Origin of the sequence: Sphingobacterium wenxiniae (assembly GCF_900116225.1) — a bacterium.
Lineage (GTDB): Bacteria > Bacteroidota > Bacteroidia > Sphingobacteriales > Sphingobacteriaceae > Sphingobacterium > Sphingobacterium wenxiniae.
In genome coordinates this window covers 68,799-80,800 of the sequence record NZ_FOZZ01000002.1, presented here as the reverse complement: position 1 = coordinate 80,800, position 12,002 = coordinate 68,799, and the positions used below count along the sequence as shown (strand labels likewise).

Below are 12,002 nucleotides of genomic sequence, written 5' to 3'. Positions count from 1 at the left end.
CATTCTTTAGGAAATTTTCACCTCATTATGGAAAAGAAGACAAGAGATTAAAATTGAAGATTCTTTCTACCCCTACCTATTCCAATCAGCTCGTTATGAAGTCATTGACTGGATGGTAAAAAAACAAAAAAGTATTAAACAAGCCTCAAAATTAGTAGAGATGAGTAAAATGTCTTTCGTTACCTGGTCGAGTGAAGAACACCTTATTGCAAAAGAACTCTCTCAACTCATTGACCAAGAAGTCGATCGTATGCCCCCAACCATGCGAAATGTTTTTACAATGAGTCGCAACCAAGCTATGACCATCAAAGATATTTCATTGGAGCTTTCACTTTCAGAACAGACGGTAAAAAACAACATTTCGTTAGCCCTCAACAAATTAAAGAGTAAGTTCAAATAAACATTCAGCTAAAATCTTATAAAAATCATTTTTTTTCGGTACTTCTATATCCTTAGTAATGATAGTAATGGCAAATCCGCTGTTATTAGAAAATTTATGGATTATGCCAACCTCAACAACGGGTGTAAAAGCATACGATAAAATAACTTTGGCTGAAAGATGGCATTTCCAAACCGGAGAAGCATTGATATATACTGCGCCATACAGCACACCTGACCAACATCAACCGGTTGCCACGGTAGAATCTTCCATCGTGAAAGCCAATGGGAAGCTTTTCTTCGGTGCTTCGGATGGGTACCTATACATGCTGGATACGACAGGTAAGCTATTGGACAAAGTTAATATAGGTGCTCCAATTTTTGCCGAAGTAACCGTAGAAGGAAATCAGCTTTATGTTGCAGATTTTGCCGGAAATGTTTCTTGCTTCCGTATAGATTGAGGTTGAAAAGATGAGATGACAAAATTTGTTATAAAGCAAAAACACCCTCCTCTGAGTATTCTGAGAGAGGGTGTTTACATTTCATAATAAATGGTATTTTTTCATAGCAGGTATACATAATTCTATATGTACCTTATTATTGATACAAAGATAAATATAGTGCAACATTTATCGGCTCTTTAAAGGGTGGATATTAGGGTGGACATCGTAATTAAAAACTAAAAACCTATAAGGTTTTTGAAAACCTTATAGGTTTTAATTTATTCACTAAAGAATACTTATCCCGCCTACTCTATACCTTAACCCTACTTCATGCGTATTGGTCGAAAGCCGTTGGTTCATTGTAGGACTTTTCGGACTGAACTGATAGCTGTAACCTACGCCGAAATTCCCGAAATTCAACTGCATCAAGGCCGATAGATCACCTTGATTCTGCACACCCATACCCAAGCCAAATTTGCGGTTAACAAATGCTAGAACGCTCACATCGTAGCGCGGTGTCATATCATCCATATGGCTAACAATGAACGAAGGACGCAGGTGGAAAGACTCATCTAGAGCAAAGACAGCACCAGCTGTGATGTAGTAAATATTTTTGAACTCGTATTCCCGGTTCTTGTTCCGGTTCAGCGAGAAGCGGGGCATCGAAATACCAGCATAATAACGACCTTCCCGATAATACGAAGTGCTCAGGCTAAGGAAACCGTTCGATTCCTGTACATTGTTGCGGAAGGCTGGGTCGTTCGGGTCAAGGTGATTGTAGTTACCGCGGAAGTGGATCAGCCCACCGCCCATCGACAGGCTCAGATATTCATCTTCTGATAAACGTACCGCTTTGGCGACAAAGGCACTTAGCTCATTCTCTTTGACCACACCCAAGGAAGCATGCTTCGCATCGATACCAACCGTAAGCAATGCCTTCTGAAAACCGATATTCCCATTGACCCAGACCGACTTCGGAGCTCCATCTACCCCAACCCACTGGCTGCGCCCTATCGTACTGAAGCTACCGCCCAGATCCATCGTGCTCAGCGAACTGTTAAAGGCATTCCGCAGCTGCCCAAACTGGTTGTAGCTCACTCCGTGCTGCCCCTCCGCAAGGAATGGCAAAAATCCCAATGCCCCTATAATCAGCTTTATTATTCTTTTTTTCATATGCTGTTTTTTTTAAGACTTCCGAAGTTGTAAAAACTTCGGAAGTCTAACTTTTTTCATTTTCGTATCATCCTCCCCCTACCCCCTCCCTCGTCAGAGCCGAGGCACGGCAAAAGAGAGGGACAAGTATAGTTACCTTGACAGTTAGACATAAACAATTAATCGATTAACCCATTAAACACTCTACTCCTAATTCACAGACCTCTTCACGACAAAGAACCCTTTCTCTCGTTTCCAAACACCACCATCTTTAACATCAATGTAGTAATAATAGGTTCCATCATTCACAAACTGTCCCGTGAACACCCGATCCCTGTTGTTGTAGCTTTCGATTACGTCGATCACTTTTCCAGATTTATCAAAAATCGTTACCTTATTTTCCGGATAGTCTAGAATCCCTTCCATCATCAGGAAATCGTTAATACCGTCTCCGTTCGGTGATACGGCTTGATGAACACGGATAGGCACTGCTGCAGTAGCATCGTTCGCTACGCGCACGCTGAAGCTCACCGGTTCAGCGGCTTCATAGTTCCCGTTACCTGGCTGAATTGCAGTAACAGTCACCGTACCCAGACGAAGGATTTCCAGGTTCAGACCTTCAATTCTCCCGACCATATCATCATCAACAGATAAACTAACAGGTAGACCGCTGTCACTACGCACATCCAGTGCTACTGTTCCTGCATCACGTCCAAGCATTCCCGGTGAAGTAAAAGTAATCGTCTGAGGAGCTTTATCGATCTGAAGCTGTGCTTCCAGACGTAAACCGGTATGGTTCTGTGTGTCGGCAATCTCTGCCACAACGGTGTACATACCTGCATTCACTTGATTATTACCAGTATAAATAACCTGAACACCTGTCGGCAATATGCCAGAAATCTCCAAGGATTTCGCATTGCCATCGTACACGAAACTGTTATTTCTCAAGGCAATATCCGTCAACATTGCTTTAGTAATCTCCAATTCAGCTGTCAGCACCAAATCATTGTAGTTCGCTTGTGAAACCGTGGCCCTTACCGTATACGTTCCGGCATTGATTTGAGCATTTCCAACATAGGTTATCGTTGCACCTGTTGGAGTATTTGCTACAGCTATTGAATGAGCCGAACCGTCATAGGTTACCGTGGCATCGTTAAATGTAATTCCTGCGAAATCAGCTTTTTCGATGGTTAATTCCGCTGTTAATGGCAAATCATTGTAGTTCGCTTGCGAAACCGTTGCCATTACGGTGTACGTTCCAGCATTGATTTGGTTGTTATTCGTATAAATAACAGTTGCATCAGTTGGAGCATTTGACACAAAAATCGAATGAGCCGAACCATCGTATGTTACCGTTTTATCATCAAATGTGATTCCTGCGAAATCAGCTTTATTGATATGCAATGCCTGTGTCACGGGCGTTGCAGCAAGGAATGCATTGTTACCGTTCTGGCTTGCGGTTATCACGACATCGCCTGCCTGATGGATAGTCAACACATCTCCGGCGATAGAGGCTATGCTGTTATCGCTGCTGCTGTATGCCACTGTCAGACCGGAAGTTGTCGTTGCGGTCAGGGCAAATGGTGCATCGCCATAGGTCATATCATTCAAAGTACCAAATGTAATGGTCTGTGTATCCTGTGGCAAGGCATCCACCACAACGGACTGTGCACTTTCGTTGCCCAAGGCATCGATGGCTGTAATCGCATAATAATAGCGCTGACCCATGGTCAACGGCCCATGGGTATAGGTCGTTGTGCCTGCCGGAATATCGGCCAATACACTCAACTGATCGGCTGCTGTACCGCTATACAGACGGTAAGCTGCTAAATCCGCCTCCTGATTGGCTGTCCATTGCAGGTTGATATTGCCTGCATCCGGCGTAGCGGTCAGTCCGGCAGGTACAGCAGGAGCTGTCTGGTCAATGGCAAAACTTAGGGTGGTGCTGTTGCCCGCTTCATCGGTTACAATGAGTGTATATGCACCGTCCTGGCTTACGGTCGTACCACTGATGAACGTTGCTCCGTTCAATGTCGCCGTACCTTCGTTGAATGTAATCGTGCGGTCTGTATTATAACTTTCGCCTTCATCCACACCGGTCACGATTGGCGCAGTCTGGTCGAGCGTAATCACAGCTAGCACCGAAGTCAAATTACCTGCCCCATCTATCACAATTCCACTGACGAATTTCATGCCATCTCCAGCGGTCAGTTGCCATGCTTTTGTTGGCGCAAATGGTTCCGGTTGTGATGCCCCCGATCCCGGAAAGAAAATAGGACTATTCATGAACGACATCGTTGCGACATCGGTGTCCGCAGTCGTCAGCGTAAGCGTAACATTGCGGTCGTTGGTATGCGTAGCGCCGCCGTTGATCGTCATCGTCACGACCGGAGATTTAGCATCTACTTTGACATGTGTCGTAGCGCCTACATTGTTCAATGTCAACACGGCATCATTGCCTGCTGCATCACGGATAGTCGCTCCATTCAAGCTCAATGTACCGATTTCGATGCCGTCGTGGTCTTGCATACCCGCAGCTACGCTGTAGCGGAATAGCAAGTCGGTCGTGGTCGAACTTTCTGTTAAATATTGTGCTGATACGGTCTGCGAACCGATAGTAAGCGATAAGGCAGGTGAACCTCCCGTTGTATTAACCGCTACCGCTTCACTGAATTCGACAGTAAAGTACAACTGATCTCCCGAACCGTAATAAGCATTGGCAGGCACAGCAACAGCATTAACCACAGGCACTATGCCATCGATAACAATATTTTTCTGCCCGGCAATAGAGCTTGCACCGCCAACGGTTGGTAATGTAAGCACGGCATTTGCGCCATTGTAGCTACTTAGGATTGTTGCCCCATTGAGCGAAAGAGCCGATATGCTTACGTAATCCAGATCCGCGGACACATCGCCTGGCTGCACGGTGTATATAAAGGTCAGGGTATTACTTCCCGAACCACCCATATAGATCGCAGAGCGATCAATGATTCCGGTTTCCAACAGCAGGGTTGGAGTATCACCACCGTTCGTATTGACAACGACGTTCTGGTTAAAGGTAACGGTAAGCGTAATCACATCGTCTGCTTTGTACAAGCCATCAGCCGTTGATGCGCTAACGGAAGTTACTTTCGGATTCAATGGTTCGACCGTTATAGGGATTTCTCGCGTAACAGATTTTGGTCCTCCCGCGCCGGTCGCTCCTTGATCGTCTGCCGTAATATTAATAGCCGCCGGTCCGTAATAGCCGCCCGTAGGTTCAAATGCTAATCCATTTAGTGCAGCATTGATATCGGCGAGCGTTCCTGTAAATTCCATCGTATTATCCGCTGTTCCATTTCCTATATCGAAAGACAAGCCATTTGTACTTCCTAAGCTCAATAGACCTCTGGTTGTAGTCAGGTTAAGTTTTATAGGGTTGGTTCCGGCATCAACATCACTGATGGAAATAGGGTTACCATTGGCGGCATTGAATGTCAGCGTTGCATCCTGAAGGACAGTCTGCAAGAGAGGAACACTAATCTGTGGTGCATCGTTGACCGCAGCGACAATTAGCGAAGTAGCAGTACTATCAGCCAATGCTCCATCGCTTACCTGAATATTTAGAAAGACAGTATTCACGTTGTCCTGATCGGTCAGGAATACCAATCCATTAGCAGCTATCAGGTTATTGATGCTTGCCCATGGTCCTGCCATAGTTAATTCGTTCGTACCCGAACCGCTGACCGTCACATCCGCTGTAGACGTTGCCGTCAGCGTACCGCTACCTGCCCCTGCGATGGTGGTCCTAAAGGTCACGGTTACATCGGTATTATCAACATCATAAAAAGTAATCCCTGTCAATGCAACAGGTACGTCTTCTGTTACATTAATCTGTACCGGTACCGAGATTGTTGGCGCATCATTGACCGTCTTAATACTTACCGTAACGGCCTGAACGGCACTTGTCCCACCATCGCCATCTGACAAAGTAATATAGACCGTGCGTGGGGCGGATGAAGGATTTCCTGTATTTACATTGCTATAGGTCAGGTTTCGGATCAATGCCTGCGCAGCTGCAGGAGTCGAATTCGGAAGGAACGTTACGACAAGGTCTTGCCCAGCAATACCTCCGGTAAGTGAACCTATAGGTGTTCCGCCGTAATATACGTCACCGCCTGCCACATCGATCAGGCCGGGGCCAGACCCTTCGTGCCGTATGCCCAACCTATCTTCTGCCGCAACGCCATTCGTTACGATGGAGACCGTAAGGTTACCTTCATTGAAATCGGGGCTATCCGGATCGCTGACCGTAGCATTTCCAAATACATCAAGCAGTACAGCCGGACCATCCTCGGTAAAGGTAACGGCATCGCCATTCAGATTGCTGATGACCGGCGCTTGATTGACTGCCTGTTGCTCAATCGTTACATTATGCGAGTACGTACAGGTATTCGCATCCGTCACAGTTACGGTATAGACACCTGCCGACAGGCCTGTGGCTGTAGCACCTGTGCCGCCTGTAGGCGACCAGCTGTAGGTATAAGGTGCTGTTCCGCCCATAACGTCCACGGTAGCTGAACCATCGGATCCACCAACTGTGCTTACATGCATAATGTCGCTTGTCGTTATGACAACTGCTGAAGTCGGCTCCGAAATCTCGAAATTCTGTGTAGTCTGGCAGCCATTTGCATCCGTCACGGTAACAGTATATAATCCTGCGGACAAGCCTGTCGCCGTTTGACTTGTACCGCCAAATGGAGCCCAGCTATAGGTGTATGTGTATGCACCTGTACCGCCAACGACGTTTACGGTAGCCGTACCGTTGCTACCACCATTGCAGGAGACATTGGTTTTCCCTCCATCGGATGCCATCAATGCAGGCGGGTGGGTGATCGTGAAAGACCGTGTAATCTGGCAGGAATTTGCATCCGTCACGGTGACGGTGTAGGTGCCTGCCGATAGACCGGTCGCCGTTTGACTTGTACCGCCCGATGGCAACCAACTATAGGTATAAGGGCCTGTGCCACCGCTTACAGAGACCGTAGCGGTACCGTTTGACCCGTTGAAGCAGGAAACATTGGTCTGGGTGGTCGAGGCTGTCAGTGCAGATGGCTGCATAATAATAACATCCAGCGTTTTGACACATCCTATAGCATCTCTGATGGTAACGGTATATGTCCCTTCAGTCAGACCGGAAGCCGTCTCTGTGTCAGATATGATATCGGTTGTCCCCTGACGTACCCAACTGTAGGTATAAGATCCTATCCCCCCCATTACGTTGCTTACCGTAGCGGATCCCGAAGCTTCGCCAAAGCACCCTACGTCTGTTTTGGATATAGTGGCCTGTATATTGCTGACAGAAAGCGTTGCAGAATTGGAAGTTACCGGGTTGGCGATGCTGCTGTATACTCGAACACGGTATTGATAACCATCCATTCCGGCTGTTGCACCACTGATATTCAACGTGGATGTTGTTACGCCGCTATATACCCCACCATCTGAAAGATCGGTAAATCCGCTACCTCGGTCTTCCTGCCATTGATATTGTAAGTCAGTGCCTGTGGCCGTAACTGAAAAGGAGGTATTTTCGCCCACACATATCGATCTATTTAGGGGATGAGCCGTGACGGCGGGTAAAGTAAGTTTTATAGCATCGGTAACGGTATAAGCTGCTCCAGTCAAGTGCATACGAAACCAAGTGTCTGCCACAAGCGGGGTATTGATCGTGAGACTTGCAGTCTTCGTACCACTAAATGCTGTCCCATCGTTGATATTACTAAAGTTTATCCCATCGATACTGCTTTGCCATTGGATATAACAGGCATCTGTAACCGTACTTGACAATATTTTATTGTTAAGCGATATGGGCGTATAAGTTGGTACGCTGGCATTCCATGTTAAAGGTGAAACGGATAAATTAACGGCATCGGTATTCAAGCTGTTAGCGATATTAAATATTCCGGCGAACAGTTGATTGCGTAATGCTGTCCTGCTTCCGGTCAATGTTATCGGGTTCAGCTTAGCCTGGAAGGCATCATCTGTCGAATTATATACAGTAATGGATTGTCTGACTGGCGCTATAGCGGGGTTCAGCGATTTCGAGGAAGTTACTATCGGGTTGCCCAATTCAAGCATTTCGGTATCCCAGGCAGACTTGTTGATCAGCATGGCAGCATGTATCTTGAAAGAAGGGCTTGCTGTATAGGCAAAGATTTGATCGCCCGAAAGCCCTAAATTAAAATTACCCAAATAACCTGTTATACTGCCTATAGTGGATGTCGCCGTACCAGAACCCAAGGTGACAACGATATGCGTGCCAGGGCTAATGCCCGATGCATCTGACCATGAAAAATCACCATCAGTGAGCGCATTGCCAAAGTCCTGAAATGAGCTGCCCCCGGTAAACCCCCTATCCGTAAACCGTATAGGTGTGTTAGGCGGTATGGAGTCAAGCGTGACAAAAGAAAACCTGTCGCTCTGTCCTTGCGGATTACCGGCATCAGCTATCTGATAGCCCGTAAAAGCAATTAGTCCGGTATTATCAACACATTGTGCATGCAGCGAACTTATCCCTCCAAGCAGGAGGAGGACAAGGTGTAAGCTGATGAGGATGTAGCGTATCTTTTTCATAGTCTAGTCGTTCTTTAGGAACATAAATAGGTATTAAACCAACCGTTTTGATTGGGTTGTGGATGTTGTTGTTTGAGTTCCTGCCATGCTGCAAGCAATTCGGCGGCATCAAGAACATGATAATGCAGTTGCCTGTCGACTACCGACAAGCGATAGGCAGGCGCTATAAGCATCTGAAAATCTTTGTCTACCACAGCTTCACCTCTACTCAGTTTAATGGGACTTGCAGAATTGGTCAAAGCAGCCACAAGTTCAAAGGGCTGTCGGGCTTGATAAGCTTGCAACGCATGTGTTATCAGTAGTCCCGCATCCCAGCCTAAGGCTCCAAAATGGTTGCCAGGTCGATTAAGTTTCTGTTGGAACTGTTGCACAAACGTTGTGTTTTCTACATTATCCAAAGCATGGTGCCATGCAACAAGACCTGTTATATGTTTGCTGTTAAGCAGGGTATCGGGATCGGTGGCTAATATTTCCATCAACAGGATGGAACTGCACCAAAGTATATTTTCCTGTGCAGCGGCTGATTTTTGCCATTGCTCCCAAAAAACTGTGGTTAGCGGATGGGAATAATTAGCATATATGGCAGGCTTTGTTTCAGATTCAGCAAGATAGGTTGTAAGCGGTTCGATGGAGAAAGTTTCTCCTTTCGTATGGGGGATAAAATTATATCCAACCGTACCGCCCTGTTGCATATAAGCATCAACGGCAAGCTGGCAGGGTGCATAACCGCCCTCGTAATAATTTGTCGCCAGCACGAATTCGGGGTTACCTTCCTGATATAGCGTCTTGCCGGCTATATGCGCCAGCAGGCTTTCTTGCAGATTCAGATGAAATACCTGTGGGTGCGGCCGCCAATCAACCGGCAGCTTTGCGCCCATATTGACCAGCAGCAGTTGCTTGTTGACCGCTTCTAAAAGCGGAAAAACAACACTTAACTTTGGGTAATCCGCAAAGGCTATGAGTAAGTCCGCTCCTCTGTTGAGCAACATATCTTCCGCTTTGGCAAGCATATCTACTTCGTCTGTTCCAAACCCAATGGATGAACTCATCCATTCTATATCCTTATGCTCTTGTTCCAAGGCATACTGCAGGGACAGGTAGAAATCGTACCCCAATTGCTTGTGGGTAGTAGAGCTGGGTAACAGTACGGCTATCGTCATTTTATATATATGGTGTATCGGTGTTGTTATTGTTGTTTTTTTTGTTGACGCAGGCCTATAGCTTATGTCTTTTTTGATAGGGTTAAAAATACCTGCCGTTTTAATTGTCATGCTGACGATAGGAAGCATCTAAAAAAAACAGCGTTCAAATAGATCCTTCCGAAGTCGATGACAGCATAACGCATCTTAATGACATTGCCCGTGCAACAGCAAAGAGTATACGTTATTTCTTCCTGACTTGATTCTTACGTAGGTGATGGAAAAATACCATACAGCGAAATAATGAAATTCACACATAGATAAGGCTGAAAGTTGGTATGCGGTTGGCTACCTCCTCTAGACTGTGTATAGGTATCTTCAAATAGCTTTGCTGATCTATCGGCAGATTTCACATCACCATATTGTTTAAAGCCGGGCACTATCGCCGGATAGCCTGTTGCAGGAGCTGCTGAAGAGCCGGATTGCGAACCCTGGGCACCTGCAGAGAGCTTGGCAGTTACATTTTCATGCGCTACACTCGAACCGAGGTGGCTGTGTGCTGGGATTTGATTCACACTGAGAGTCACCTGCTCCACTCCGCCTGTTTCGGCAAGTTGAAACCCATTACCCATATGCATGGGTATGCGTCCGCGTAAATCCGGCAGGGCAAAGCTGGACTGCCCATCGCCACCGTATGTGGTGCCGATTAAATTGAATAAAGTCTCGTACTCAGCAATAGGCAATAACTGTCCTTCGCAGAACATCCAGCCTTCTGGGGCAAAGTTGCCTGCAAATATTCTTATTTCGCCAACATAAGGTTGTGCCATAGTTTATTATTATTAACCTCTTGGAGGGAATACGCCCTGCAGAGCAATACAAAAATTTAATGTTAAATAGGGTTGCATATTGTTATGGGGCAGATCGCCCCCGACAGGCAAGTCAAACACCATCAGATCTCTTGCTGTCCCATTGGCCGATGTGCTGCTGTACAGGTTTTCTCCAGCTACCTCAGCCAGATAGGCTTGCACGGGACTCGCCGTAGCTGCCTCTCCCGCTACCGGATAGCTGATGTTTTTTATAGGGTGACTATGTTGCGGGATTTCACTTTCCAGAAGCGTAACTGTTTTCGAGCCTCCAGTCTCGCCCAGATCGTGGTAAGATAAGCCCGGACCTTGCCCGGGATGCATGGGCACCCGCCCCCGCATATCAGGCAGAGCAAAGGTGGATTTACCATCGCCGCCATAAGTAGTGCCTAATAACGCGAATAAAGCGGTATTCTGCGATATAGGTAATAATTGTCCATCACATGCTGCCCAACCTCTTGGAGGGAAATTACAGGCATAAATAGTTATTTCTGCTACAAAGGGATCTGCTGCCATAATCGTTAATTTCGTGTTGGGAAAATTCCCACTAAAGCGATACAAAAATTTAATGTGAGAAAAGGCTGCATATTCTGATGCGCCTGGCTTCCTCCTACCGTTCCTTCATTTCCAGCTGCCGGAATAGCCAGCTCCATCATCTCGTCATACGAAGCCGAGAAACGATTTGCATGGTTATCGTTCTTCCCGGGAAGAGCCCCGACAGGGCTTTCCTGGTCAGCATTGCCTCCAATCTTTTGGACAACGGATACTTTGCCGGCATGCTTGTGCATCGGCATTTCGTGCATGTGCAAGGTGTGTGCCTGCTCACCGCTTCTTTGCCCCAAAATATGGCCATTGCCTACATGTATGGGTACTCTGCCTCGAAGATCGGGCAGGGCAAAATCAACCTGACCATCGCCACCGAAAGTAGTGCCTAATAATGAAAATAAGGCTTGATTTTGATTAATAGGCAACAGCTGTCCGTTGCATTGTGCCCAGTTTTTGGGCGCAAAGTTGAAAGAAAATATCGCTATTTCCCCAAGAAAAGGCTTTGTGCTGAATAAAGCAGCATCTTCCCTGCTAAATATCTTGCTCGAATTGAGCAATAGCCCACCCAACAGCAGGCTGCTGTTTTTGATAAATTCCCTACGGTTATTACTTTTCATGGTTTATTTTTTTTAACACTGTACACCTTATTCAAGGCCGGTGCTATATATAATATAGTACTCTTTTCAGTATTCATAGTTGCACCTCATCTTACACACCTACCATCTTTAAAAGAGAAAAAGGGGTCTAAAAATGGACTTCTTAGACCCATTTACATTTCATGATACCAAGATGGTATTTTTTCATAGTAAGCAACCGACTTTCTCAAATAGGAGAATAGCGTCGTATTGCTGAACAAAGATAAATTACTC

Annotated in this window: 8 protein-coding genes; 2 read left to right on the top strand and 6 right to left on the bottom strand. The window is 46.2% G+C overall.

The genetic code is table 11. The features are described from left to right. The first annotated feature begins 13 nt into the window (after window positions 1-13). Both BM375_RS17410 and BM375_RS02720 read left to right on the top strand, forming a co-directional pair. On the top strand, window positions 14-400 hold the full coding sequence (locus BM375_RS17410) for an RNA polymerase sigma factor (protein ID WP_262987255.1): 387 nt from the start codon (window positions 14-16) through the stop codon (window positions 398-400). A gap of 67 nt (window positions 401-467) precedes the next feature. Beyond that, window positions 468-839, top strand: a complete 372-nt coding sequence (locus BM375_RS02720; protein WP_170852574.1) for a PQQ-binding-like beta-propeller repeat protein — start codon at window positions 468-470, stop codon at window positions 837-839. 267 nt (window positions 840-1,106) lie between these two features. On the opposite strand, the gene BM375_RS02715 is transcribed toward BM375_RS02720, so the two are convergent. The 6 genes from BM375_RS02715 to BM375_RS02690 all read right to left on the bottom strand — a co-directional run bounded on the left by BM375_RS02715 (window position 1,107) and on the right by BM375_RS02690 (window position 11,750). Then, complete coding sequence (locus BM375_RS02715) at window positions 1,107-1,994, bottom strand: PorP/SprF family type IX secretion system membrane protein (RefSeq protein ID WP_093363647.1); 888 nt, start codon at window positions 1,992-1,994, stop codon at window positions 1,107-1,109. Window positions 1,995-2,183: 189 nt separating this feature from the next. Beyond that, the gene (locus BM375_RS02710; RefSeq protein WP_093363646.1) at window positions 2,184-8,585 is read right to left on the bottom strand and encodes a T9SS type B sorting domain-containing protein; all 6,402 of its coding nucleotides are present in this window, start codon (window positions 8,583-8,585) and stop codon (window positions 2,184-2,186) included. A 14-nt stretch (window positions 8,586-8,599) separates the two neighbouring features. Continuing rightward, window positions 8,600-9,745 (bottom strand): ABC transporter substrate-binding protein, encoded by a 1,146-nt coding sequence (locus BM375_RS02705; protein WP_170852573.1) that lies wholly within the window; start codon window positions 9,743-9,745, stop codon window positions 8,600-8,602. Window positions 9,746-9,990: 245 nt separating this feature from the next. Next, window positions 9,991-10,551, bottom strand: coding sequence for a phage tail protein (locus tag BM375_RS02700; RefSeq protein ID WP_093363644.1), 561 nt, complete (start codon window positions 10,549-10,551; stop codon window positions 9,991-9,993). A gap of 12 nt (window positions 10,552-10,563) precedes the next feature. Further along, window positions 10,564-11,103, bottom strand: a complete 540-nt coding sequence (locus tag BM375_RS02695) for a phage tail protein (protein ID WP_093363643.1) — start codon at window positions 11,101-11,103, stop codon at window positions 10,564-10,566. 5 nt (window positions 11,104-11,108) lie between these two features. Continuing rightward, window positions 11,109-11,750 (bottom strand): phage tail protein, encoded by a 642-nt coding sequence (locus BM375_RS02690; protein WP_093363642.1) that lies wholly within the window; start codon window positions 11,748-11,750, stop codon window positions 11,109-11,111. Window positions 11,751-12,002: the final 252 nt, after the last annotated feature.

Excerpts from the sequence above, each read along its gene's own strand:
- BM375_RS02695 (WP_093363643.1), bottom strand. The coding sequence starts at position 11,103 with ATGGCAGCAGATCCCTTTGTAGCAGAAATAACTATTTATGCCTGTAAT.
- BM375_RS02690 (WP_093363642.1), bottom strand. The coding sequence starts at position 11,750 with ATGAAAAGTAATAACCGTAGGGAATTTATCAAAAACAGCAGCCTGCTG.
- BM375_RS02705 (WP_170852573.1), bottom strand. The coding sequence starts at position 9,745 with ATGACGATAGCCGTACTGTTACCCAGCTCTACTACCCACAAGCAATTG.
- BM375_RS02710 (WP_093363646.1), bottom strand. The coding sequence starts at position 8,585 with ATGAAAAAGATACGCTACATCCTCATCAGCTTACACCTTGTCCTCCTC.
- BM375_RS02720 (WP_170852574.1), top strand. The coding sequence starts at position 468 with ATGGCAAATCCGCTGTTATTAGAAAATTTATGGATTATGCCAACCTCA.
- BM375_RS02715 (WP_093363647.1), bottom strand. The coding sequence starts at position 1,994 with ATGAAAAAAAGAATAATAAAGCTGATTATAGGGGCATTGGGATTTTTG.
- BM375_RS02700 (WP_093363644.1), bottom strand. The coding sequence starts at position 10,551 with ATGGCACAACCTTATGTTGGCGAAATAAGAATATTTGCAGGCAACTTT.